21 protein-coding genes, 1 tRNA gene and 1 riboswitch are annotated in these 23,129 nt (G+C 70.9%); of the genes, 10 read left to right on the top strand and 12 right to left on the bottom strand.

Annotation, left to right across the window (positions count from 1 at the left end; all coding sequences use genetic code 11):
* Positions 1-108 precede the first annotated feature (108 nt).
* Both IL992_RS03575 and IL992_RS03580 read left to right on the top strand, forming a co-directional pair.
* Positions 109-843 (top strand): SDR family oxidoreductase, encoded by a 735-nt coding sequence (locus tag IL992_RS03575; protein ID WP_193201882.1) that lies wholly within the window; start codon positions 109-111, stop codon positions 841-843.
* A gap of 53 nt (positions 844-896) precedes the next feature.
* Positions 897-1,103: a 4-oxalocrotonate tautomerase family protein gene (locus IL992_RS03580; RefSeq protein WP_079313442.1), complete on the top strand. Its 207-nt coding sequence runs from the start codon at positions 897-899 to the stop codon at positions 1,101-1,103.
* Between the two features lie 137 nt (positions 1,104-1,240).
* Here the strand turns inward: IL992_RS03580 and IL992_RS03585 are convergent, their stop codons facing one another.
* Positions 1,241-1,486 carry a cell division protein CrgA gene (locus tag IL992_RS03585; protein ID WP_193201883.1) on the bottom strand — a complete coding sequence of 82 codons (246 nt, stop codon included), beginning with the start codon at positions 1,484-1,486 and terminating at the stop codon, positions 1,241-1,243.
* Between the two features lie 194 nt (positions 1,487-1,680).
* Here IL992_RS03585 and IL992_RS03590 point away from each other — a divergent pair, with 194 nt between their 5' ends.
* Entirely contained in the window at positions 1,681-2,259 is a 579-nt protein-coding gene (locus tag IL992_RS03590; protein ID WP_193201884.1) for an anthranilate synthase component II, read from the top strand.
* Between the two features lie 195 nt (positions 2,260-2,454).
* On the opposite strand, the gene pknB is transcribed toward IL992_RS03590, so the two are convergent.
* The 7 genes from pknB to IL992_RS03625 form a co-directional block, all read right to left on the bottom strand.
* Positions 2,455-4,338 (bottom strand): Stk1 family PASTA domain-containing Ser/Thr kinase, encoded by a 1,884-nt coding sequence (gene pknB, locus IL992_RS03595; protein ID WP_193201885.1) that lies wholly within the window; start codon positions 4,336-4,338, stop codon positions 2,455-2,457.
* A 67-nt stretch (positions 4,339-4,405) separates the two neighbouring features.
* The gene (locus IL992_RS03600) at positions 4,406-5,896 is read right to left on the bottom strand and encodes a serine/threonine-protein kinase (protein ID WP_319018311.1); all 1,491 of its coding nucleotides are present in this window, start codon (positions 5,894-5,896) and stop codon (positions 4,406-4,408) included.
* On the bottom strand, positions 5,893-7,350 hold the full coding sequence (locus tag IL992_RS03605; RefSeq protein ID WP_193201886.1) for a peptidoglycan D,D-transpeptidase FtsI family protein: 1,458 nt from the start codon (positions 7,348-7,350) through the stop codon (positions 5,893-5,895). Before IL992_RS03605 ends, IL992_RS03600 begins: the two co-directional genes overlap by 4 nt.
* Positions 7,347-8,693 carry an FtsW/RodA/SpoVE family cell cycle protein gene (locus IL992_RS03610; RefSeq protein WP_193201887.1) on the bottom strand — a complete coding sequence of 449 codons (1,347 nt, stop codon included), beginning with the start codon at positions 8,691-8,693 and terminating at the stop codon, positions 7,347-7,349. Before IL992_RS03610 ends, IL992_RS03605 begins: the two co-directional genes overlap by 4 nt.
* Before the next feature lie 26 nt (positions 8,694-8,719).
* Positions 8,720-9,994 carry a Stp1/IreP family PP2C-type Ser/Thr phosphatase gene (locus IL992_RS03615; RefSeq protein WP_193201888.1) on the bottom strand — a complete coding sequence of 425 codons (1,275 nt, stop codon included), beginning with the start codon at positions 9,992-9,994 and terminating at the stop codon, positions 8,720-8,722.
* Positions 9,991-10,455, bottom strand: coding sequence for an FHA domain-containing protein FhaB/FipA (locus IL992_RS03620; protein ID WP_079313436.1), 465 nt, complete (start codon positions 10,453-10,455; stop codon positions 9,991-9,993). The genes IL992_RS03615 and IL992_RS03620 overlap by 4 nt, the downstream gene beginning before the upstream one ends.
* Before the next feature lie 17 nt (positions 10,456-10,472).
* A complete protein-coding gene (locus IL992_RS03625; protein ID WP_079313435.1) occupies positions 10,473-11,213 on the bottom strand; it encodes an FhaA domain-containing protein in 741 nt (246 codons plus the stop codon).
* Positions 11,214-11,370: 157 nt separating this feature from the next.
* On the opposite strand from IL992_RS03625, the gene IL992_RS03630 reads away from it, so the two are divergent.
* Positions 11,371-11,456, top strand: a tRNA-Leu gene (locus IL992_RS03630).
* Between the two features lie 555 nt (positions 11,457-12,011).
* Here the strand turns inward: IL992_RS03630 and IL992_RS03635 are convergent.
* Both IL992_RS03635 and IL992_RS03640 read right to left on the bottom strand, forming a co-directional pair.
* Positions 12,012-13,016, bottom strand: coding sequence for a CNNM domain-containing protein (locus IL992_RS03635; protein WP_193201889.1), 1,005 nt, complete (start codon positions 13,014-13,016; stop codon positions 12,012-12,014).
* Positions 13,013-14,491 (bottom strand): hemolysin family protein, encoded by a 1,479-nt coding sequence (locus IL992_RS03640; RefSeq protein ID WP_193201890.1) that lies wholly within the window; start codon positions 14,489-14,491, stop codon positions 13,013-13,015. Before IL992_RS03640 ends, IL992_RS03635 begins: the two co-directional genes overlap by 4 nt.
* 254 nt (positions 14,492-14,745) lie before the next feature.
* On the opposite strand from IL992_RS03640, the gene IL992_RS48195 reads away from it, so the two are divergent.
* Entirely contained in the window at positions 14,746-15,984 is a 1,239-nt protein-coding gene (locus tag IL992_RS48195; protein ID WP_319018312.1) for an LCP family protein, read from the top strand.
* Between the two features lie 55 nt (positions 15,985-16,039).
* Here IL992_RS48195 and IL992_RS03650 read toward each other — a convergent pair whose 3' ends face one another.
* Positions 16,040-16,690, bottom strand: coding sequence for a GOLPH3/VPS74 family protein (locus IL992_RS03650; protein ID WP_193201891.1), 651 nt, complete (start codon positions 16,688-16,690; stop codon positions 16,040-16,042).
* Positions 16,691-16,733: 43 nt separating this feature from the next.
* Between IL992_RS03650 and IL992_RS03655 the strand changes: the two genes are divergently transcribed.
* The 4 genes from IL992_RS03655 (at position 16,734) to IL992_RS03670 (ending at position 20,406) form a co-directional block, all read left to right on the top strand.
* Positions 16,734-17,339, top strand: a complete 606-nt coding sequence (locus tag IL992_RS03655) for a TenA family protein (protein ID WP_193201892.1) — start codon at positions 16,734-16,736, stop codon at positions 17,337-17,339.
* Positions 17,340-17,522: 183 nt separating this feature from the next.
* The gene (locus tag IL992_RS03660) at positions 17,523-18,401 is read left to right on the top strand and encodes an Fpg/Nei family DNA glycosylase (protein WP_193201893.1); all 879 of its coding nucleotides are present in this window, start codon (positions 17,523-17,525) and stop codon (positions 18,399-18,401) included.
* Positions 18,402-18,580: 179 nt separating this feature from the next.
* On the top strand, positions 18,581-18,904 hold the full coding sequence (locus IL992_RS03665; RefSeq protein ID WP_193201894.1) for a rhodanese-like domain-containing protein: 324 nt from the start codon (positions 18,581-18,583) through the stop codon (positions 18,902-18,904).
* Positions 18,905-18,958: 54 nt separating this feature from the next.
* Positions 18,959-19,075, top strand: a riboswitch (TPP riboswitch).
* The gene (locus IL992_RS03670; RefSeq protein WP_193201895.1) at positions 19,066-20,406 is read left to right on the top strand and encodes a purine-cytosine permease family protein; all 1,341 of its coding nucleotides are present in this window, start codon (positions 19,066-19,068) and stop codon (positions 20,404-20,406) included. Its footprint overlaps the riboswitch before it by 10 nt.
* A gap of 34 nt (positions 20,407-20,440) precedes the next feature.
* On the opposite strand, the gene IL992_RS03675 is transcribed toward IL992_RS03670, so the two are convergent.
* Entirely contained in the window at positions 20,441-21,001 is a 561-nt protein-coding gene (locus IL992_RS03675; protein ID WP_193201896.1) for a methylated-DNA--[protein]-cysteine S-methyltransferase, read from the bottom strand.
* A 119-nt stretch (positions 21,002-21,120) separates the two neighbouring features.
* On the opposite strand from IL992_RS03675, the gene IL992_RS03680 reads away from it, so the two are divergent.
* A complete protein-coding gene (locus tag IL992_RS03680) occupies positions 21,121-23,004 on the top strand; it encodes a sensor histidine kinase (RefSeq protein ID WP_193202252.1) in 1,884 nt (627 codons plus the stop codon).
* Positions 23,005-23,129: the final 125 nt, after the last annotated feature.

Genomic DNA, 23,129 nt, shown 5'->3' on the forward strand with positions numbered 1-23,129 from the left:
TCAATGATACGGAAGTCCGCTAGCGCCGATATGCAGATCGTGCTAACGTCTGGTCTCGTAACGTCGATACGGATACCTCGTATCAGCGATAGGTAAGGAGGTTCTCCAATGAGTGATCAGCGCGTGGCCGTCGTCAGCGGCGGCTCCCGTGGGATCGGCCGGGCGATCGCGACGACGCTGGCCGCTCGCGGCTTCACCGTCGTCGTGGGCTATCAGGGCTCCGCCTCGGCCGCGGCCGAGGTGATCGACGCGGTCACGTCGGCCGGCGGCCGGGCGATCGCGGCGCAGGCCGACGTCGCGGACGAGAACGCGGTCGCGGCGATGTTCGACGCGGCGGAGAAGGAGTTCGGAGGGGTCGACGTCGTCGTCAACTCGGCGGGTCGTATGTCGTTGTCCCCGATCGCGGACCTCGACCTCGCCGAGCTGGACGCTCTGCACCGCACCAACATCCGCGGCACGTTCGTCATGGCGCGGGAGGCCGCGCGCCGCGTGCGCGGCGGGGGCGCGATCATCACCCTGTCCACGTCCATCATGGGCCTTCAACTGCCCACCTACGGGGCGTACGCCGCCAGCAAGGGCGCCGTCGAGGCGATGACGCTCATCCTCGCCCGCGAACTGCGGGGGCGGGACATCACGGTCAACGCGGTGGCGCCCGGCCCGACCGCCACGGAGTTGTTCCTCGAAGGCAAGGACGAGGCCACGATCGAGCGGATGGCCAAGCAGCCCCCGCTCGAACGGCTCGGCACCCCCGAGGACATCGCGGAGGTCGTCGCCTTCCTGGCGAGCCCCGCGGGGCGCTGGGTCAACGGGCAGGTCGTGCGCGCCAACGGCGGCATCGTCTGACGCCCGCCGCACTCCACCCCGGAAACACCCGAAACAACCCGAAAGGAACGACGATGCCGTTCGCCAACCTCAAGGTGCCCGCCGACACCCTGACTCCCGAGTCCAAGAAGAAGCTCATCGACGCCGTCACCGACGCCTACGCCGACGTGTACGGCGAGCGGGCCCGGGCGACCACCCTGGTCCTCGTGGAGGAGGTGCCCGACGGCGGCTGGGGCCTCGGGGGGAACATCCTCACCGCCGAGATGCTCGGCCGAAGCTGACTCTCCTCACGGCCGGGCAGGGCCGGGCAGTGCGCCGCCCGGCCCGAATCCGGCCTGAACCCGTCCTGGGGCCGCCCCATCGCCTGCTGTCCACAGGCTGTGGATAAAAGCTGTGGAAAGAATATTAAGAAAGCAGCCTAACGCCACTTCGTCGACAGCACGACGCCGACGATGATGAGCCCGAAACCGATCAGCAGGTTCCAGTTCGCCAGGGCGGAGATACCGGGAACGGTCGGCGCGATGTAGTAGATCGCGATCCAGGCGATACCGATGATCCAGCAGGCCACCATGACGGGGGCGAGCCAACGCGGGCTGACCTTCACCGTCTGCGCCTTCTGCGGCGGCGTGTAAACGGCCTTCTTACGGGTCTTCGACTTGGGCACGGGAGCTTCTCCTGGTGGGTACCCGCGCGGTCGTGCGGGCTGGTGTCAATAGCGTAATCGCTGTGGCGGTGAAGTCCCGAGCAAGGATAGTCGGCGCGGACCCCGCCGGGCGATCCCCCATGCGGGATTGCCGTACGCTGAAAGTCCGATTTCCGCTCTGCACACCCACCACCCCGGTGAAGCGGGAGACTCCTATGGGCCCGATCCGGGTGCTCGTGGTCGACAATCACGACAGCTTCGTGCACACGATCGTGCAGTATCTGCGCGGTCTGGGCGCGGACTGCGACGTACGGCCGCGCGACCACGTCGCCGTGGGCGACGCCGACGGCTTCGACGCCGTGCTCGTCTCGCCGGGGCCCGGCACGCCGGAGGCCGCCGGGGTGTCGGTGTCCCTCGTACGGCACTGCGCCGAGCGCGGCCTGCCGCTGCTCGGGGTGTGTCTCGGCCACCAGGCCATCGCCGTGGCGTACGGGGCCGTGGTGGACCGCGCGCCCGAGCTCATGCACGGCCGCACCAGCCTGATCTCCCACGACGGGCGAGGCGTGTTCCGGGAGCTTCCTTCGCCGGTGACGATGACGCGCTACCACTCGCTCGCCGTGGTCCCCGGCACCGTGCCGGACGTGCTGGAGGTGACGGCCACCACGCCCGACGGCGTCATCATGGGCCTGCGCCACCGCGACGCCCCCGTCGAGGGCGTGCAGTTCCACCCCGAGTCGGTGGTGTCCGAGCACGGCCATCGGCTGCTCGGAAATTGGCTCGCGCAGATCGTGTAACGCTTTCCGCTCTCGTTACGACTAGAAGAGTGAGGGCTTCCGCCATTGCCCCCGAGTGGCGGAAGCCCTTCCTCATGCCCGACGCCTTTCCCGCGCCGGCCGTGGCGCGGCAGGGCCTTCGAAACCGTGGCGAAACGTCGGCGAAACGCCGACGGCGGCCACCGCCTCGCGGTGACCGCCGTCCGCTCTTCCCGTCTAGTTGCCGAACGGGTTGTCGTCGCCCTCTCCGGGCGGCCCGATCTGCACGCCGCCGCCGTCACCGCTGTCGCCACCGTCGGTCGGCGTGTCCGTCGGCTCCTGGGTCGGCTCCTGGGTCGGCGTCTCCTGCTGCTGAGAGGGGCCGCTGGAGACCGTCAGCGTGATCGTCGTGTTGGGGTTGAGCTTGGTTCCCGCCTGCGGCGACTGGTCGATCACGTTGCCCTGCGGCACCACGTCGCTCGGCTGCTCCGACGTCTTTACCTTGAATCCGGCGCCCTTCAGCGTCTGAGCCGCGTCCTCGAGCGTGAGGCCGACGACGCTCGGGACCTCCGTCATCTCCTTGGGCACGTACAGCCGGACCAGGGCGCCCTTCTCGACCTTCTCGCCCGGCTTGGGGTTGCTGTCGAAGACCTTGCCCTGCTCCTTGGTGGAGGCCTTCGGCACGATGCTGACCTTCAGCTCCAGCGCCTCCAGTTCGGCCCTGGCCTCCTCGGGCGTCTTGCCGATCAGGTCATCGGGGACGGTGACCTTCTCCTCGCCCTTGGACACGATGACGGTGACCGTGGCCCCACGGTCGGCCTGCTCACCCCCGGGCGGGTCGGTGCTCACGACGGCGCCCTTGGGGACGTCGCCGTTGTACTCCTCCGGCCCGAAGGTGACCTTGAACCCGGCCGCCGTGAGGGCCTGCTCGGCCGCCGCCTTCGTCTGGTTCGTCACCCGCGGCACCTCGACCTTGTCGGCCGTGGCGGAGCCCCCGGACCCGAGGAAGGCGTAGCCGACACCGATCATGGCGCCGATCACCACCAGCGGGATGAGGATCCACAGGGCGGTCTTCAGCGCGGTGTTGCCGCCGCCGCTGCGCCGCCGCCCGTCGTACCGGCCGCCGCCGCGCTCCTCCTGGGCGTACTCGTAGTCGGGGATGGCGCGCGTGCTCTGCGTCATGGGGGCGCCGCCGGCGGTGGTCATCGTCCGCGTGCGGTCCGGCGCGCCGTACCCGTTGTACTGCTGGGTGGCCATCGCCATCGTCTGCGGGTCCACCGGCATGCCCGACAGCACCCGCTGGATGTCGCCACGCATCTCCGCGGCGCTCTGGTAGCGGTGGACCGGGTCCTTGGCCATCGCCTTGAGCACGATCGCGTCGGCCCACTGCGGGATCTCGGGATCGATCCTGGACGGCGGGATCGGGTCCTCCCGCACGTGCTGGTAGGCGATCGCCACGGGGGAGTCGCCGGTGAAGGGCGGCTGACCGGTGAGCAGCTCGTACAGCACGCAGCCGGTCGAGTAGATGTCGCTGCGGGCGTCCACGCGCTCGCCGCGGGCCTGCTCGGGCGACAGGTACTGCGCGGTGCCGATCACCTGGGCCGTCTGGGTCATCGTGGCGGCGGAGTCGGCCATGGCCCGGGCGATGCCGAAGTCCATGACCTTGACCTCGCCGTTGACCGTCAACATGATGTTGGCCGGCTTGATGTCCCGGTGGACGATGCCGCCCCGGTGGCTGTAGTCGAGCGCCCGCAGGATGCCGTCCACCAGCTCCATGGCCCGCTCGGGCAGCAGCCGCCGGTCGGCGCGCAGCAGATCGCGCAGCGTCCGCCCGTCGACGAACTCCATCACGATGTACGGCACGGGCGTGCCGTCCATCATGTCCTCGCCGGTGTCGTACACGGCGATGATCGACGGGTGGTTGAGCGAGGCGGCGGACTGCGCCTCACGCCGGAAGCGCGCCTGGAACGTGTGGTCCCTGGCGAGGTCGGAGCGGAGCGTCTTGATGGCGACGACACGGTCCAGCCGGATGTCCCGGGCGCGATACACCTCGGCCATGCCGCCACGCCCCACGACGCCGTCCAGCTCGTAGCGTCCGCCGAGTAGTCGTGGCTGAGTCATTTCCTGCACTGTCCCTTGCCGTTCATCGTGGGGTGCCACCGGTCTCCATCATCGACCCCTCTCCTCATCACTCCCCCTCATCCGGAGGGTTCGTGTCGGGTGGGGCGTCCGTCGGGAGCGGAGTCTCACTGGGTTCCGTGGCCGGGGTGGACGTCGGAGTCGGGGTCGAGGTCGGGGACGAAGCCGGTGTGGGCGTCTGGGTGGTTGATGCCGACGTGCTTACGGTAGCCGACGGAACGGCGCTCGGCTCGTCCGACGTCGCCGGAGCAGTAGGCCGATGCGTCCGCGGAACCTCTGACCTGTTCGTACGCGCCGACGACGGCGATGGCGACGGCGAGGAGGACGGTGAGACGGGCGCTGCCGTCTCACCCGGGTCCGGCGGCGCTTCGCCGGTGTGGGCGGCGGTGAAGGCCAGGACCCCGATGCCGACCGCGGCGGCGCAGCCGGCCGTCGCGAGGAGCAGGGTCGTCCGGCGGCGGCGCACTCCGCCGACGGGCCCCTCCGGACCGCCGGGGCGCCGCGTACGGGCGTCGGGGACACCCGCGGGAGCCCTGCGCGGGGAGGCGGGGACAGGGCCGAGCGGCGCGGTGGCGCCGGGACGCGGGGCACCGGCTCCCGCAGGCCCACCCAGAGGCGCCGTCAGGCCGGGCGCGGCCGGAGGGGTGGTCTGGCCCGCGCCGCCTGCCGCCGGGAAGCCCCGGGGGTCGGTCAGCGAACCGAGAACCGCCGTCGAGGCCGCCGTGCCCGCGAGGGTCTCGCGCAGCACCCGCACCCTCTCGAGGAGCACCGGCCCGGTCTCCGGCCGTGCGGCGGGGTCCTTGGCCAGCATGGCCATCACGAGGGCCGCCACCGGCGCGGGCACGTTGCCGGGCAGCGGCGGGGGCGTGTCGTTGAGATGCCGCAGCGCGAGCGCCACCGGGGTCTCCGCGGTGAACGGCGGGCGGCCCGCGAGGCATTCGTAGGCCACCACCCCGAGCGAGTAGACGTCGCTCGCCGGGGTGAGGGTGGTGCCGGACGCCTGCTCCGGGCTCACGTACTGGGCGGTGCCGAGGATGGTGCCGGTCGCGGTCAGCGGCGCGGCCTCCAGCGCGCGGGCGATGCCGAAGTCGGTGATCTTGACCTGTCCGGCCTCGGTGACGAGCAGGTTGCCGGGCTTGACGTCGCGATGGATCACCCCGGCCCGGTGGGCCGCGTGCAGGCCCCGGGCGGTCTGCTGGACGATGTCGAGCGTGACGTCTGGCCCGAGCGCGCCGTTGCGGGCCAGGATGGCCGACAGCGGCTCGCCCCTCACCAGTTCCATCACGAGGTAGGCCAGCCCGTCGGTCTCGCCGTAGTCGAAGACCTGGGCGATGCCGGGGTCGGTCAGGGCGGCGGTGATCCTGGCCTCGGAGCGGAACCGGTCGCGGAAGGTGGCGTCGCCCGCGACGTGGCGGCCGAGCAGCTTGATCGCCACCTCCCGGCCGAGCAGTTCGTCGTCGGCCCGCCAGACCTCGCCCATGCCGCCCGCGGCGATGGGGGAGGTCAGCCGGTACCGCCCGCCGAGCACCGTCTCCGTCACTGTCCGAGCACCGCCTGCATGACGTCGTGGGCGATCGGCGCGGCCACCGCACCGCCGGTGGCGTCGTTGCCGGCGCTGCCGGACTCCACGAAGACCGCCACGGCGACCTTCGGGTCGTCGACCGGGGCGAAGGAGATGAACCACGCGTGCGACGGCTTGCCCGGCAGCGTCTCCGCCGTGCCCGTCTTGCCCGCCACGGTGATGTTGGGGAGCTTGGCCGCGCCGCCGGTGCCGTGCTCGACCACGCTGATCATCATCTTGGTCAGCTCGCCGGCCACTTCGGGGGTGACGGCCTCGTCCAGCTCCTCGGGGTCGGTCCCGTCGATCTCCGCGCCGTCCGGTCCCATGATCTTGTTGACCAGGTACGGCTTCATGACCGTGCCCTGGTTGGCGATGCCGGCCGCGACCATCGCCATCTGCAGCGGGGTCATCTGGTTGCTCTGCTGGCCGATCGCGGTCTTGGCGAGGGCCGCCTTGCCCTCGTCCGGGCCGATGTTGCTGGCCGCGACGCCGAGAGGGATCTCCAGCGGCTGGCCGACTCCGAACTTCTCGGCCTGCTCCTTGAGCTTGTCGTAGCCGACGTCCATGCCCATGATGGCGAACGGCGTGTTGCAGGAGATCGTGAGCGCCTGCACCAGCGTCGCCCGGCCGCCGCACGACTCGCCGTGGTAGTTGGGCAGCGAGATGCTCGTGCCCGGCAGCGGCAGCGAGTCGGGGGCGTCGACCTGCGTGTTCTCGTCACGGGAGCTGTCGTCGCTGAGGTAGGCCGCCGAGGTGACCGTCTTGAACGTGGACCCCGGGGCGAAGGTCAGGTCGATGGCCCGGTTGAGCAGCGGCTTGTTGTCGTCCTTGTCCAGCTTGTTGTACGCCTTGTTGACGGTGTCCTTGTTCGCCTTGGCCAGCGGGTTCGGGTCGTACGACGGCACCGACACCATCGCGAGGATCTTGCCGGTCTTCGGCTCGAGCGCGACGACCGCGCCGCGCTTGCCGGTGCCGGCCAGGTCCTTGTACGCGACCTCCTGGGCCTTGGTGTTCAGCGTGAGGTCGACGCTCGCGCCCTTGGCGGGCTTGCCGCTGATCATGTCGATCGCCCGGCGGACGACCAGGTCGGGGTGGCTGCCGTCGAGGTAGCGGTTCATCGCGGCCTCGATGCCCGACGCGCTCTCCGGTGCGAACCAGCCGACGACGTGCGTGAACGGCTTGCCCAGCGGATAAGCCCGCTCGAACCGGAACTGCTTGTCGCCGGTGTCCACGGTCTTGGCCAGCGTCGTCTTGCCGTTGTCGGCCGTGATCCAGCCGCGGTCGATGTTGTAGCGGCCGTACAGCATGCGCACGTTCCGCGAGTCGTTGCGCAACCCCTCGGCCTTCACCGCGCCGAGATACGTCACGTTGGCCATAAGCAGGCCGAACATGAGCAGACAGGCCACGGCGACACGCTTGAGCGGATTGTTCATCGCTGCATCACCTGGGTCAGTCCCTCGTCCTGGATCGCCTGCGGCGGCGGCCGGCGGGCCGCGTCGGACATCCGTACGAGCAGGGCGATGAGCATCCAGTTGGCCAGCAGCGCCGAGCCTCCGGCGGACATGAACGGCGTCACGAGACCGGTCAGGGGGATGAGCCGGGTCACGCCGCCGACGATGATGAACACCTGCCAGGCGAGGATGAACGACAGGCCGCCCGCGAGCAGCTTGGTGAACGGGTCGCGGGCCGCCAGCGACGTGCGCAGCCCCCGCTCGACGATCAGCGCGTAGACCATGAGGATGGCCATCAGACCGGTGAGGCCGAGTTCCTCGCCCGTCGCCGTGAAGATGAAGTCGGAGAACGACAGCGGGACCTTGTACGGGTAACCCTGCCCGAGACCGGTGCCGAGGATGCCGCCCGAGCCCATGGCGAACATGCCCTGCATGAGCTGGAAGCTGCCGCCGCCCGCGTCGTACAGCGCGGGGTCCTCGGCGTGCAGCCAGACGTTGAAGCGGGCCTCGACGTGACTGAAGATCTGCCCGGCCAGGAACGCGCCGCCGACGAACAGCAGGATGCCGATGAGCACCCACGAGGTGCGCTGCGTCGCGATGTAGAGCATCGCGACGAACGCGCCGAACAGCAGCAGCGAGCTGCCGAGGTCCTTCTGCATGACCAGGACGCCGAGGCTGATCCCCCAGGTGATGAGGACCGGACCGAGGTCGCGTGCCCGGGGCAGGTCGATGAGCAGCAGGCGGCGGCCCGCCAGGGCCAGCACGTCGCGTTTGGCGACCAGATATCCCGCGAAGAAGACGACCAGGGCCAGCTTGGCGAACTCGGCGGGCTGGATGCTGAAGGGGCCGATGCCGACCCAGATGCGCGCTCCGTTGATCTCCCTGCCGATGAAGGGCAGCATGGGCAGCACCAGCAGCGCGATGCCGATGAAGCCGGCGGTGTAGGTGAAGCGCTGCAAGACGCGGTGGTCCCTCAACGCGATCAGGGTCGCGGAGAACATCACCACGCCGAGCGCCGTCCACATGAGCTGGTTCGCCGCCGAGGCGAGATTCTCACCGGCCAGCTCGATCCGGTAGATCATCACCAGGCCGATGCCGTTGACCAGCGTCACGAGGGGAAGCAGAAGGGGATCGGCCCACGGTGCCCACTTGGCGAGCACCAGGTAGGCCGCGAGCATCAGACCGCCGAGGCCGAGGCCGTAGCCGAGCATGCCGGACGGGACCTTGCCGTTGATCCCGAGCCCGACGCTGGCGTAGGCGCCCATCACGATCAGCACGGCGAAGGCGAGCATGCCCAGCTGGGCGCCGCGCCTCTTCGCGGTCATCGGTACGGGCGTGGCTTCGACAGCAGTCACTTACTGGACCTCGTGGGGGTCGGCGACGACTTGGCGTCCGGCGTGGGCGTCGCCGAGTCGCCGAAGCTCTTGATCCTGGTTATCCCGGCCTGCAGGTCGTCGACCGGGATGCCGCTGCGGACCTGGTCCTGCTGCACGGCCGGCAGCGACGAGACGCGTACGTGGTCGGTGTAGGCGACCTTCTTGAAGGACACCGGCCCGACCTCCGCGTCGACGCCCTGGAAGACGACGAGCTCGTCTCCCTTGGCGCCTATGTAGAACTGGCTCTGGGTCCACTGGTAGCCGAAGTAGCCGCCCACTCCGAGCGCGGCGGCGACGACCAGCACCCCGACGGCCGCTTTCGGGCCCGATCGGCCTTTGCGCGAACGCCGCGCGGAGGCCTGGGCCTCGCGCACGGGTTCGTCGTCCAGGTCGTCGTCGGTGAGTACGGGTTGGGGAGCGGTGACGGTGGTGGCCCGGCCCGCGGGGGTGTCGGGCGGCGCCGAGCGGACCCGGCCCGAGCCGGCCGCACCGACGACCGCCGCCGCCCCCAGGGGCGGCTGCAGGTCGTCCACCTCGATCACGTCGGCGACCACGCAGGTGATGTTGTCCGGCCCACCGCCGCGATTGGCGAGGTCGATGAGCTGCCGGACGACGTCCTCGGGATCGTCGATCGTGGTCAGGGTGTGGTGCAGGGTCTCGGCGCTGACCACCGTGGACAGGCCGTCCGAGCACAGCAGGTAACGGTCGCCCACCTGGGCCTCCCGGTCCTGCAGGTCGGGATCGACCTCGCCGCTCCCGTCCAGCGCGCGCAGCAGGATCGAGCGCTGGGGATGGTTGGCGGCCTCCTCCTGGGTGATCCGCCCGTCGTCCACCAGTGACTGCACCAGTGTGTGGTCGTGCGTGATCTGGTACAGCTCGCCGTTCCTGAGCAGGTACGCGCGGGAGTCGCCCACATGGACCAGGGCGAAGCGCGAGCCGCTCCAGAGCATCGCGGTGAGGGTGGTGCCCATGCCCTTGAGGCTGGGGTCCCGGGCCACCATCGCGTGCAGCTGGTGGTTGGCGTCCCGGACCGCCGCCTCGATGGCGCTGAGCAGGTCACCGCCGAAGGCGTCCCGGTCGAGGGACGACAGTGCGGCGATGGCGACCGAACTGGCCACCTCGCCGTGGGCATGCCCGCCCATGCCGTCTGCGACGGCCAGCAGGCGGCCGCTGGCGTACGCCGAGTCCTCGTTGCCTTCACGGAGGAGCCCGACGTCCGAGCGAGCGGCGTAGCGGAGTGCGATGGTCATTTGCGCAATTCGATGACGGTCTTGCCGATGCGGATCGGAACTCCGAGGGGCACCGGGGTCGGGCGGGTCACTTTCGAGCGTTCGAGGTACGTGCCGTTCGTGGAGCCGAGATCCTCCACGATCCACTGGCCGTCCTGAGGAAAGAGCCGGGCGTGCCGGCTCGAAGCGTAGTCGTCGCTGAGAACCAGCGTGGCGTCGTTCGCCCGGCCGATGGTGATTGGCGTCTCCGTGAGGTTGATGATGGTCCCTTGCAGGGGGCCACCGGTGACGATCAGCTGGCGGGGTTCGCCCTTCTTGGGCTTGGAAACCGGTCGGGGTTGCTTGACCGGTTTGCGTGCGGGCGCGGGAGCCGTACGTGGACCGAACAGGTCTGTCCGGATGACGCCGACCGCGGCGATCACGAAGAACCACAGCACCGCCAGGAAGGCGAGCCGGATCAGCAGCAGCGTTAGCTCGGACATGGACCGTTTGTCTACCTCTAATCGCGCCTGAACACCAGTGTCGTGCGGCCGAGCGTCACCCTCGTCCCGTCCTGCATCTCGATCCTGCGGACCGGCTGGCCGTTGACGAAGGTTCCGTTGGTCGACCCCAGGTCCACGAGCACGACCTGCGGCCCTTCCACTCTTAGCTCGGCATGATGCCGTGATACGCCGGGATCCACCAGCCGAAGATCACAATCGGTTCCGCGGCCCAGCAAAGTGACCGGTGTGGTCAGCTCGTACGAGCGCTGGCCCTGGGGGTCGTCCTGGGTGGAGACGAGCAGCCGGGGGCGGCCCTGGAACGCGCTGGGACGGCTGGCCGGCAGGTCGCTCGGCGGCTGACGGATCTCGTCCTGCTCCACCGTGGCGCCCCGGATCACACCCGACCGGATGCGGAAGAGCCCGACGGCGAGATCGTCGGCGGTCTCGAAACGCACCCGCACGGGCCCGACGAACGAGTAGCCCTGCTCCTTGGCGTACTCCCGTGCGAGAGTGGCGAGCTCGTGGCTGATGCTGTCGGCGTACACCTCCAGCCGCTCGCTGTCGGTCGTCGACAGCTCCACCACGAAGTCGTTCGGCACGAGCGTGCGACCCTGAGCGACGATCGCGGCGCGCTCGTCCATCTCCCTCTGCACGGCGCTGGCAACCTCGACCGGCTGGAGATCGGACTTGAACGCCCGCGCGAAGGCCCCTTCAACCAACCCTTCGAGCCTGCGCTCGAAGCGCTGAAGGACTCCCACCGGATACCTCCCTTCCATTGCCACTACGGTCGCGACCGCTCCGGTGCTGCACTGAGCTCCTTCGCATCGTCGTTTAGAAGGATCGTATCCGGGTTCGTAAGCACGGGCGGATACGTGCTAACCTTTCCAGGCACCCAGAGATGGGGGCCAACCGCAAGGGCAAGTGGCGGAATGGCAGACGCGCACGGTTCAGGTCCGTGTGTCCGAGAGGACGTGGGGGTTCAACTCCCCCCTTGCCCACCAGGAACAGGCCTCGCTTGGCAGCAGCCCGGCGAGGCTTCTTCTTTGTGTCAGCCAGAGGGGCGACTCTCTGGAACCCTCGGGCAGATGAGCGGCCTCGCCTGGTCGGAAGTGAATCTTCCACCCGGCGGGGTTTTTTCTTTGCACCCCCCAGGAGGACGACTCCCTGCGATCCCCGGGCAGGTGGGCGGCCTCGCCTGGTCGCAAGCGAAGCGTCCACGTCCGGCCTCCCCTCCCGGCCCGTACGACGCGGGCCCTCATGGCGATGTCGCGGCGGGGGCCCCGAAGATCGGGGCCCCTCCGTCGCGCACTGCACATTCTCAGGAGGCCGCCTTTCAAACCACTTTCCCCGCGCTTGCAGGCGGCGACCTTTACCTTCTGTCCCAGTTCGTGAGCACACTTGTCTTGCAATGGGAGATTTTTGGGGAAGTCCCAGGCAGGCCGGGCCGTGACGTCCCAGGTCGGCGCGCCCGCTCGCATGACGGGCGCGCCGCTCCCGAACGACGAGGGAAGACGGCGGGTCTAAGCGCCCCGATGAGCGAAGCGGGAGACCAGTCGTCAGGCGACGAGCAGTTCGCCGACCAGAGTGGTGAGATCGATCACACCGACGGGCGTGCCGCCGGCGTCCGTGACGAGCCCGAGCTGCGCGCGGGCCTCCTGCAGCAGGGTCACGGCGTCGGAGATCGTGGTGTCCTTCGCCATGCGGGGGACGGGGGTCGCCAGCTCGCCGGCCCTGCGTCCCGGCTGGAGGACCGCGTCGCGCACGTGGAGCACGCCGACCACGTCGTCGGGGGTGACGACCAGCATGCGCAGGCTCCCACCGCGCGCGGCCGTCCGGCGTACGAGCAGGTCGTCGGCGCTCGCGGGCACCGAGGACGCCTCGCCGACGGGCACCATCAGCCGCTCCACCGGCTGGGAGTGGACCCGCAGCGCGCGGGTGAGCAGGTCGTGCTCGTCGCGGTCGAGCATCCCCATCCGGCCCGACTCGGCGACCAGCATGGCGAGCTGGCGGGGCGTTCGGGTGGTGGCCAGCTCGTCGCGGGGCCGCACGCCGGCCAGCCGCAGGATGCCGTTGGTCAGCGCGTTCAGCAGGGCCAGGATCGGGCGGACGACCCAGGCGAAGCCGCGGAACGGCAGCGCCAGCCCCATCGCGGCGCGCTCGGGGTGCGTGAGCGCCAGCGACTTGGGCGCCATCTCGCCGACGACCATGTGGAGGAACGTCACCAGGACGAGCGCCACGACGTACGCCACGGGCGTGCGCAGCGACTCCGGCAGCAGCGTGAGCACCGGCTCCATCAGATGCTCGATGGAGGGCTCGGCGACCATGCCGAGGCCCAGGGAGGCCAGTGTGATGCCGAGCTGGGCCCCGGCGAGCATGAGCGACAGCTCGCGCCCGCCCCGGACCGCGGCGCGGGCCGTGACCTTGGCCAGCCGGCCGCCGCTGACGGCGACCTCCTCCAGCCGGTGGCGACGGGCGGAGACCAGGGCGAACTCGGCCGCGACGAAGAACCCGTTGACGGCGAGCAGGACTACGCCGAGCAGAACGCCGGTGAGAGAACTCATGCCGGCCTGCCCTGGAACAGCGCGGAGAACAGCTCGGGGGCGTAGTCGGCGCCGCCCGAGCCACGGGCCGCCGCGCGGGCCTTCTCCCGCTCCGGCCGCTCCTCCTCGTCGGCCGACGCCTCGTCCGGCGCCTCCGCCGACGCCTCCGTGGACACCCGCACCCACTCGGGGACGCGGCGGCGCACGCTCAGGACCGTGAGCACGGCCCGCTCGGCGTCGTCGTCCTCGTCGTCGAAGAGATGGGGCTCGGGCACGAGGGGGGAGACGACCCGGTCGCCGGGCTCGGCCATCCGGCCGAGGAGCGCGAGGACGAGGCCGGCCACGGTCTCGTAGTCCTCGCTCTCGGGCAGCCGGACGTGGGTCGCGCGCTCGACCTCGTCGAGGCGGAGGGTGCCCGGCACGTCCCAGACGCCCTCGCCATGCCGTACGACACCGAGCGGTTCCGGGTCGTTCTCGTCCACCAGCTCGCCGACGAGCTCCTCGGCCAGGTCCTCCAGCGTCACCACGCCGGCCAGCCCGCCGTACTCGTCGATCACACAGGTGAACGTCTCACCGGCGGAGGTCATCCGCCGCAGCAGCTCGGGCAGCGGCAGGGTCGCGGGGACGAGCAGCGGGGCGCGGGTGATGCCGCCGACGAGCCCGCCGGAGGGAGAGCCGGCCTGCAGATATTCGGGCAGTCCCGCCACCCCGACGACGTCGTCGGCGTCGGTGCCCAGGACCGGATAGCGGGAGTGGCCGTGTGTGCGCAGGGCGTCGAGGAACTCGTCGACCGGCCACTCGGCGCGCAGCGAGACCACGCGCGGGCGGGGGACCATGACGTCCTCGGCGGTGCGGTCGCCGAACTCCAGCGCCCGCTCCAGCATGTCGGCCAGCCGGGGAGGCAGTTCGCCGGCCGCCGCCGACTCCGTCACGATGCGCGACAGCTCCTCGGGGGTGGCGCCGTGTTCGAGCTCCTCCACGGGCTCGATGCCGAACAGGCGCACGAGCCGGGTGGCCGCGGCGTCGAACAGGCGGATGACCGGCCCGGCGATCATGAGATAGACGTGCGTCGGGCGGGCGAGGAACTTCGCGACGTCCTCGGGCCGCGCGATGCCGAGGTTCTTGGGGGCCAGCTCGCCGATGATCATCTGTACGACCGTGGCGATCGCGACGCCGAGGGCCACCGCGACGCCGGGGACGGCCGCGGCGGGCAGTCCGGCGGCCTCCAGGGGGCCGCGCAGCACGCCGGCGATCGCGGGCTGGGCGATGAAGCCCACCAGCAGGGTGGTGACGGTGATCCCGAGCTGCGCGCCGGACAGCATGAACGACAGGCGTCCGGTGATGTCGAGGGCCCTGCGCGCGGCGCCGTCACCGGCCGCCGACTGCTCGCGGAGGGCACCGCGGTCGGCGGCCACGAAGGCGAACTCCTGCGCCACGAAGAATCCGGTGGCCAGGGTGAGGATGAGGACGGCCAGGAGGCCGAGGGCGGCGCTCATCGGGCATCCGCCGTGCGATCATGAGATCCCGTGCCTGTGCACGGGCAGGTACTCCAGGGGTCCGGAACGGACACGACGATCCTTTCGCGTGGTGGTATACCACCGTAACGGCTGGAATCTCTCCTGTGTTTCCCGGCAGCCTTTACTGACTGCTTAGAGGACGTCTGGGTACCGTGAAGAAGGGGACGCATCGGCAAAGACTTCGGCCGCTGCGGTCAAAGCAGTCGCAAGGACGCTGAGGGCTGGGGGTTCACGTGGCCGATGAGGACGAGGCGACCCGGGCATACCGGCGTACCGCCCAACCCCCGGCGGCACAGCCCCCGGCCGGTCGGCCGCAGGCGGCCGCTCCGGCGGCGTCCGGCAGGGAGGACACAGTCCCCCGCGTCCGGTCCAAGGTGTACGGCAAGCCGCGTTCCGGCGACACCCCGGTCCGCCCGCTCGGCGGGAGCAGGCACGAGGCCGGGGACCGGGCAGGCGCCGCGCACGGCGGTGGCGGCGGGCCGAGGGGCCGCGACGGTTCCGTGCGCGGCGGGGGCCGCGGGCCGCGCCGGACCGGCAGGACCGTCCTGCGGGTCGTCGTGGTGGTGGTCGTGCTCCTGCTCGTCGCCGCCATCGCCGGATATTTCTGGATCGGCTCCCGGCTCCGGCCGGTCGAGTCGCTGACCGACTACGACGGGCGGCCCGCCGAGACGCCGGGTCAGGACTGGCTGCTGGTCGGGTCCGACAGCCGGGCGGGTCTGACGGCGGCGCAGCGCAAGAAGCTCGCCACCGGAAAAGCGGTCGGCAAGCGCACCGACACGATGATGTTGCTGCACATCCCCGAGAGCGGCCGGCCGACCCTGGTCAGCCTGCCCCGTGACTCGTACGTCCCGATCGAGGGGCACGGCAGCGGCAAGCTGAACGCCGCGTACGCCTTCGGCGGCCCGAAACTGCTGGCCAAGACGGTCGAGCGGGTGACCGGCATCAGGATCGACCACTACATGGAGATCGGCTTCGGCGGTTTCGTCGGCATCGTGGACGCGATCGGCGGGGTCAACATCTGCGTGAAGCAGGACATCAAGGACCCGAAGGCCGGGATCGACCTGAAGAAGGGCTGCCAGGACATGGACGGCGGCACGGCGCTCGGCTACGTGCGCACCCGCGCCACCGGCGCCATCCCGGACTTCGAGCGCACGCAGCGGCAGCGCCAGTTCTTCTCGGCCGTCGTGCAGAAGGCCGCGAGCCCGGGCACGCTGATCAACCCGTTCACCTCGGTTCCGCTGGCACTGAGCGCGGCGGACTCGGTCTCCGTCGACCCCGGCACCGGCCTGTTCGACCTGCTGTCGGTCGGCCTGGCCATGCGCGAGGGGCCCCTCGCCACCGCCGTGCCGATCGGCTCGCTGCCGACCATCGGCGGCCAGGCGGTGGTCAAGTGGGACACCCAGAAGGCGCTGCGCCTGTTCGAGGCGCTCGCCGCCGACAAGCAGGTGCCCAAGGACGTCATCACCAAGTAGTGCCGAGCTCCCGGGCGGTTCGCACGGCCCGCGCGGGCCGTGCGATGGCAGGGGGTCAGCTTCCGGCGGTGGCGGCGACCGTCGCGGCGGTCGTGGCGGCGGCGACGGCGGCGTGGATCGAGGCGATCGTCTTGCGGACGGCCTCGGCGGTCCACTGGCCCTCGGCGATCTCCTTGATCCGGCCCTTCGGCGCGTCGGGGAACGCCTTGCGGTCGAGCTTGGCCGCGTGCATGACCGCGATCAGGACCGCCGTCCGCTCGTCCGGCTCGGCTCCGGCCAGCACGTTCTGGACGCGCTCCCGCACGCCCTGCTCGTGGCTCGGGTCGAGCTCCGGATAGCGCGTGGTGGGGAAGATCCCCAGGATCTTGCCCTCCTGCTCGCTCAGCACTCCCCGGGCGGCCAGGCGGGTCAGCAGCCGCTTGCGCAGCCTGCCCGCGCGGAGCTTGCCCACCCACCAGTCGGCCTTGTGCGGCCCGCGCTCCTCGGCGATGCGGGCGAGCGTCGCGTCCAGCTCCTCATCGCCGACCGGGGTGGGATCGACGGGCACGACCTTCGCGCCGTCGAGGTCCACCCGGCGACGTACGGCCAGTTCCGCGAGCAGGGCCCCGGCCAGGGCGCACTCGAGCTCCACCGACCCGATGATCGGCTTGCCGGTGTCCTCGCGGTAGGCCAGCAGCAGCACTTCCTCGGCGATCGTCAGTGACACGGAGTCGAGCCTAACTCTCGGATTACGGTCACAATGAGCCCTTATGGGAATCTCTGCGGACCTGCACGCCATCGGGCGGCCGATGCTGGACGCCCAGCTCGCGCACCCGACCGTACGCGGCATCGCGACGGGCGACCTGCCCGAGCCGGTCTTCCGGTCGTGGCTGGAGCAGGACTACCTGTTCCTGCTCGACTACGTCCGGGTGTTCTCGCGGCTGGCCTGGCAGGCTCCGGACGCCCACCTCGGCGACCTGGTCGACCTGGCGTACGCGACGTGGCACGACGAGCTCGACCTGCACCGGTCGCTGGCGGCCGGCTTCGGCGCCGACCTCGACGGCGCGGTGAAGGGGCCGGCCTGCGCGGCGTACACCTCGTTCCTGCTGGAGTCGGCGGCGGACTACGGTGAGGGGCTGGCGGCCCTCTACCCCTGCATGTGGGGCTACTCGACGCTCGGCCGGATCCTGGCCGCCGACCCGCCCGCCGAGCCGCGTTACCGGGCCTGGGTGGACACCTACGCCGACCCCGGCTTCGCCACCCTCGCCGCGCGCATCGCCGTAATGATAGACGAGGCGGCTCCGGACCCGGCGCGCGCCCGGGAACTGTTCGTCCGCGGCATGGAGCATGAACTCGCGTTCTGGGACGTCCCCTGACCGGCCGGGTTAGGGAGTGTCCCGTGATCTTTTGCCGTAGCGAGGATCGGCCAGATGGATGCATCGCAAGGCCGAGGAGGAGGCCATAGCGGAGCTATGGGCGACGACGAGAACGCAGCGAGGCGCCATCTGGGCGACCGCGGTAGGCTGAAAAGATCACGGGACACGACTTAGTGTGAGGGCATGCCGGAGCTGCCCGAGGTCGAGGCGCTCGCCGAGTTCCTCCGCGAGCACGCCGTCGGCCATGCCGTCATCGGGGTCGACGTGACCGCCTTCCAGGCGCTCAAGACCGTCGACCCGCCCGTCAGCGCGCTCGCCGGACTGCTCGTCACCGGCGTGACGCGGCACGGCAAGTTCCTCGACGTCGACTGCGACGGCCTGCACTTCGTCACCCATCTGGCCCGCGGCGGCTGGCTGCGCTGGCGTGACGACCTCACGGGTGCGAAACCGGTGCGGCCGGGCAAGGGCCCGCTCGCGGTCCGGGTGAGGCTGTCGCCGGGCGAGGACGGCCGCGCCCCCGGGTTCGAGCTGACCGAGGCGGGCACGCAGAAGCGCCTGGCCGTCTACGTGGTGCGCGATCCGGAGGACGTCCCCGGCATCGCGGGCCTCGGGCCGGATCCGCTCGCCGAGGACTTCACGCCGGACCTGCTCAAGACGATCGTGGGGGGGAGCCGCGCGCAGATCAAGGGCCTGCTGCGGGACCAGAAGGTGATCGCGGGCATCGGCAACGCCTACTCCGACGAGGTGCTGCACGTCGCCAGGATGTCCCCCTTCAAGATCGCCGGAACGCTGACGGACGGCCAGGTCGCCGACCTGCACGACGCGATCGTGAGCACGCTGCGGGACGCGGTCGGGCGGGCCAGGGGGCTGGCCGCCAAGGACCTCAAGTCGGAGAAGAAGTCGGGCCTGCGCGTGCACGGCCGTACGGGCGAGGCGTGCGAGGTGTGCGGCGACACGATCAGGGAGGTGTCGTTCGCCGACTCGTCGCTGCAGTACTGCCCGACCTGCCAGACCGGCGGCAAGCCGCTGGCCGACCGCCGGCTGTCGCGCCTGCTGAAGTAGGCCTGCCGGGAGGTCATGACGCCCGCACCGCCGGCCGTGTGCCGAGCGCGTCGAGATCCGTGACGAACCCCACCTGGCGGAGTATGGACACCCCTCGTGGACACGGCTCGTCGCATCACCGTGGGTCACAGCTCACGGCATGGGCCCGGGCATCGACGGTGTGCCGTCAGAATGGGCGCATGACATTGCCGGAAATCGCCCCCGACGCACTGCCCGAGGACGCGTACCTGCTGGACGTCCGCGAGAACGAGGAGTGGGTGGCCGGCCACGCGCCCGGCGCCGTCCACATCCCGCTCGGCGAGCTGCAGGCGCGGGTGGACGAGGTGCCGCACGACCGGCCGGTGTACGTGGTCTGCCGGGTCGGCGGTCGCTCGGCGCACGCCGCGATGTGGCTCAACCACATCGGCCGCGACGCCGTGAACGTGGACGGCGGCATGCGGACCTGGGCCGCCGCCGGGCGTCCGATGGTGAGCGAGACCGGTGAGGCGCCCTACGTGGCCTAGGGACAGGGCGGCGTAGGAAAACGGTCAAACTAGTGTCATAATCGCAAAGACATCATCAATACCCGCGGGAGCTCGGGCGTAACCGGGCTGAGAGGGCGGATCGAACTCGTGCCGCCGACCGCATGAACCTGTCCGGATAATGCCGGCGTAGGGAGCGTGTGATGACTTCTGCCGTCGTCGACGACGCGCACGCGGAGGTTCCGCTCACTCTGGACGAGGAGGCCCCGAGGAGCCTGGGCCTGCTCGACCAGGGGGCGTTCTGGGCCAATCTCGGGGTCAGTCTCCTCGGCTTCTCGGGGGCGCTGTTCCTGCTCGACCCGCTGGGCGGCAAGCCGCTCACGTTCACCGCGGCGGTGCTCGCCGCCGTCGTCGGCAGCCTGCTGGGGACGGCCATGGTCGGCCTGGCCGCGATCCCCGGCACGCGGACCGGCCGCCCCGCGATGGTGCTGCTGCGCGGCCTGTTCGGGGCCCGGCTCTCGTACATCCCGACCGTGCTGAACATCGTGCAGATGCTCGGCTGGGGCGCCTTCGAGCTGTGGGTCATCGCCAACGGCGCGCAGGCGCTGTTCGGCGCCTCGGTGCCGTACGCGGTGTGGGCGGTCGCGGCGGGCGCGCTGACGATCGCGCTGACGATCCGGCCGCTCGGCGCGCTGCGGCTGCTGCGGCGGTACGTCACGGCGGGCGTGGTGATCGCCATGATCTGGCTGTCGGTCGCCCTGTTCGCCAAGGGGCCGTCCGTGGGGGGCGGCTCCTGGGAGGCGTTCGCTCCCGCCGTCGACTACGTCATCGCGCTGTCGGTGTCGTGGGTGCCGATGGCCGCCGACTACGCCAGGCACTCGCGATCGAGCGGCGCGGCGTTCACCGGCGTGGTCGCCGGATACACGATCGCCCAGGTGGCCTGCCTGGCCCTCGGCATCGCCGCGCTCGCGCTCGTCGGCAACGACGGGGACAAGGTGTGGGAGCCGTTCGTGGCCGCCCCTCTCGGGGTCGTGTTCTTCGGCATCCTGGTGCTGCGCGAGGCCGACCAGTCGTTCGCGAACGTCTACTCGACGACCGTCTCGATCCAGAACCTCGCGCCTCGCTGGGACCGTCGGGTGATTTCGGTCGTGATCGGTGTGCTCACCACGCTGATCGCGCTGTTCGCCGACGTGAACTCCTATGGTGCGTTCCTGAGCGTCATCGGGGCGGTGTTCGTGCCGATGTTCGCGGTGCTCGTGGTGGACTACTTCCTGCTCGGCGGGGCCGCCCGGTGGAACACGGCCGGGGACGCCCCCTCGCGCTGGCTCATGGTCGTGCCGTGGATCCTCGGGTTCGCGGCGTACTGGATCGTGACCTCAACCCCGACGGTCGGCTGGTGGGACGGGATCTGGACCGAGGTCCGCCTCATCCTCGGGTTCGTCCACCAGCCCTGGATGAACGCCGCGCTCGCCGCGTTCCTCGTCGCCGCGCTGGTGACCGTGGCGCTCTCCCTCCCGGCCCGCCGCTTGCGGTCACGCCGTTAGAGGCGGCCGGTCTCTCCCCCGGTCGGCTTCGCGGTCAGAGGGCGCCTTCCAGGCGGAGCAGGTGCTCCTTGGCCGCCGGGCCGCCGGCGTAGCCGCCGAGCGAGCCGGGGCCCTCCACCGCCCGGTGGCACGGCAGGAGCAGGCAGACCGGGTTGCCGGCCAGGGCGTTGGCCACCGCGCGGGGCGCCTGCGGCCGCCCGATCCGCTCGGCGATCTCCTGGTAGGTGGTGACGCTGCCGTACGGCACGGCCGGCATGAGCTGGATCACCGTACGGCTGAAGCCGGTGACCAGGCGCAGGTCCACCGGAAGGGAGAAGGTGCGCAGCCTGCCCGTGAAGTACGCGTCCAGCTCTCTGCGCAGGGGATCGAGGCGGCGCGGGTCGGGCCCGATGAACGAGCCGACGGCGCGGGAGACCCGGGCGAAGACCCCGTGCTCGTCCTCGTAGGTGCAGGCCAGCACGCCGCGCGCGGTCACCGCGAGGACCAGGCGGCCCACCGGCGCGTCGGTGGTGCCGAAGGCGACCTCGGGCGGGGTCTCGCCGACGTAACCCGGCGAGGTCACGCGGAGCAGGGCTTCGAGGTCCTCGGTGGACATGGGCGCCCCACTTTCTCTTCTCTGCGTGCAGGCAGCGTATCGGAGCGGTCGCGAGGTGACGGAAAACCCCAAGATCAAAAGGTGAAAGAAGGCACGATGGGGACGTGGGTGACAGCAGCGTGGACGGCCGGGCGGCGGACCTCGCCCCCGCGGTCTTCGGGGACGTCGAGGAGGGTCTCGCGCGCGCGGTCCTGGCCGGCTCCCCCGACGCGATCGTCGCGCTCGACCGCGACCTGGCCGTGCTGAGCTGGAACGCGGCGGCCGAGCGGCTGTTCGGCTGGCCCGCGTCCGATCTGCTGGGCAGGCGGGCCCCGATCGTGCCGGACGAGCTGATGGCCGAGCACAACGCCGTGCTCGAACGCGTACGCGCGGGAGGCCGGGTGTCGCTGACCACCAAACGCCTCCACCGGGACGGGCGGCTGCTCGACCTGCGGGTGGACACGAGCGCGTTGTGCTCGCCTGGCGGCGTCCTGCTCGGATATGTGAGCGTCTACCACGCCGCCGAGGACGACGACGCCGCGCACGGCAGGATGGTGCGCCGCGCCCGCCTGGTGCGGCGGCTGACCGACGTCGTCGGCGACATCAACGCCGAGCTCGACCTGCCCGTCGTGCTCGACCGCATCGCCGCGAGCCTGACCGAGCTGACCGGCGCCGACGCCGGGGGTTTCGTGTCCATCGAGGGGGAGCGGCTGCGCCTGGTCGGCGTCCACCAGTTGCCCGAGACGCTGCGCGGGGCCACCGCCGGGCTGCACACCAGCCTGGTCGCCAAGCTGTTGCGCACCGGCAAGACCGTGCTGCTCGAGACCGGCCCGGAGGGCTTCCAGGACCTGATCTGGGCGCGCCTGCCCGGCCTGCACACGATCGCCGTCGGCATCGCCGCCGTGGGCGGGCGTCCCTATGGAGCGCTCTACGCGTTGTTCGCCCGGCGCAAGGCGAGCCACCTGGAGCTCGAACTGCTCGAACTGCTCGCCGGGCACGCCGGCATCGCGGTCGCCAACGCCATGGCGTACCAGGACGCGGTGCGACAGCGCGCCCACGAGCGGGCCGTCTTCGACGCCAGCGCCGACGGCATCGCGGTGCTGGACGGCGCGGGCGCGGTCGTGCGGTGGAACCCCGCGGCGGCCGAGCTGACCGGCCACCCGGCGGACCGCGTGATCGGAGGGCCGCCGCCCTTCCCGCTGCCGGCGCCGGGGGAGAAGCTCACCTTCCAGCTTCCGTCCGGCCGATGGCTCGACGTGCTGTGCGCGGAGATCCGGGAGACGGGGGAGACCGTCGTCGACTTCCGCGACGTGACCCGGGCCAAGGAACTGGAGGAGGCCAAGGACCTGTTCCTCGCCACCACCAGCCACGAGCTGCGTACGCCGATCACGATCGTGCACGGCTTCGCCAGCACGCTCGACTCCCGCTGGGACCACCTGTCCGACGAGGAGCGGCGGTCGGCGGTCCACACGATCGCCGAGCGCGCCCGGTCGCTCGGGCAGCTCATGGACCACCTGCTGCTCGGCGCGCGGGCGGGTGCGGAGGAGCTGAAGGTCAGGGTCGAGCCCTTCGACCTGGCCGCACGGGTGCGCGCGGCGACGCTCGGGCTGCCAGTCCTGTCCGACCGGCACCGGCTGGAGGTGGACATCCCGCCCGATCTCCCCCTCGTGTACGGGGACGCGCTGGCCACCGACATTCTGCTGGCCCAGCTGCTGGAGAACGCGTTCAAGTACTCCCCGGACGGCGGCCTGATCCGGGTCGAGGCATGGCCGGAGGACGACCGGGTCGTGCTGGTGGTGGACGACGAGGGAGTGGGCATCGCGGCGGGCGACCGGGAGCGGATCTTCGAGCGGTTCGTCCAGGCCGACAGCGGCGACCGGCGCAGGTTCGGCGGCGTCGGGCTCGGGCTGTACATCGTGCGCAACCTCGCCCGCGCCCAGGGCGGGGACGTCGCCGCGCTGCCCCGGTCCGGCGGGGGAACCCGCATGCGGCTGGTGCTGACGTCGGCAGGATCTTCATCCTGACAAGACAGATCGGAGCGTGGCGTCACCACTTAAGGACTGAACTATTGTCCAATGTGCACAAGCTGTGATCCGGGGCACGGTTTCCCGGCCGAGTAAGCGGGGCATTTCGGTCGTACTGGCTCGTG

It is taken from the genome of Microbispora sitophila, from assembly GCF_014892245.1.
GTDB lineage: Bacteria > Actinomycetota > Actinomycetes > Streptosporangiales > Streptosporangiaceae > Microbispora > Microbispora siamensis.

Excerpts from the sequence above, each read along its gene's own strand:
- IL992_RS03655 (WP_193201892.1), top strand. The coding sequence starts at position 16,734 with ATGGGAATCTCTGCGGACCTGCACGCCATCGGGCGGCCGATGCTGGAC.
- IL992_RS03605 (WP_193201886.1), bottom strand. The coding sequence starts at position 7,350 with ATGAACAATCCGCTCAAGCGTGTCGCCGTGGCCTGTCTGCTCATGTTC.
- IL992_RS03615 (WP_193201888.1), bottom strand. The coding sequence starts at position 9,994 with ATGACCATCGCACTCCGCTACGCCGCTCGCTCGGACGTCGGGCTCCTC.
- IL992_RS03635 (WP_193201889.1), bottom strand. The coding sequence starts at position 13,016 with ATGAGTTCTCTCACCGGCGTTCTGCTCGGCGTAGTCCTGCTCGCCGTC.
- IL992_RS03580 (WP_079313442.1), top strand. The coding sequence starts at position 897 with ATGCCGTTCGCCAACCTCAAGGTGCCCGCCGACACCCTGACTCCCGAG.
- IL992_RS03665 (WP_193201894.1), top strand. The coding sequence starts at position 18,581 with ATGACATTGCCGGAAATCGCCCCCGACGCACTGCCCGAGGACGCGTAC.
- IL992_RS03670 (WP_193201895.1), top strand. The coding sequence starts at position 19,066 with ATGACTTCTGCCGTCGTCGACGACGCGCACGCGGAGGTTCCGCTCACT.
- IL992_RS03640 (WP_193201890.1), bottom strand. The coding sequence starts at position 14,491 with ATGAGCGCCGCCCTCGGCCTCCTGGCCGTCCTCATCCTCACCCTGGCC.
- IL992_RS03620 (WP_079313436.1), bottom strand. The coding sequence starts at position 10,455 with ATGTCCGAGCTAACGCTGCTGCTGATCCGGCTCGCCTTCCTGGCGGTG.
- IL992_RS03660 (WP_193201893.1), top strand. The coding sequence starts at position 17,523 with ATGCCGGAGCTGCCCGAGGTCGAGGCGCTCGCCGAGTTCCTCCGCGAG.
- IL992_RS03610 (WP_193201887.1), bottom strand. The coding sequence starts at position 8,693 with ATGACCGCGAAGAGGCGCGGCGCCCAGCTGGGCATGCTCGCCTTCGCC.
- pknB (WP_193201885.1), bottom strand. The coding sequence starts at position 4,338 with ATGACTCAGCCACGACTACTCGGCGGACGCTACGAGCTGGACGGCGTC.
- IL992_RS03590 (WP_193201884.1), top strand. The coding sequence starts at position 1,681 with ATGGGCCCGATCCGGGTGCTCGTGGTCGACAATCACGACAGCTTCGTG.
- IL992_RS03675 (WP_193201896.1), bottom strand. The coding sequence starts at position 21,001 with ATGTCCACCGAGGACCTCGAAGCCCTGCTCCGCGTGACCTCGCCGGGT.
- IL992_RS03575 (WP_193201882.1), top strand. The coding sequence starts at position 109 with ATGAGTGATCAGCGCGTGGCCGTCGTCAGCGGCGGCTCCCGTGGGATC.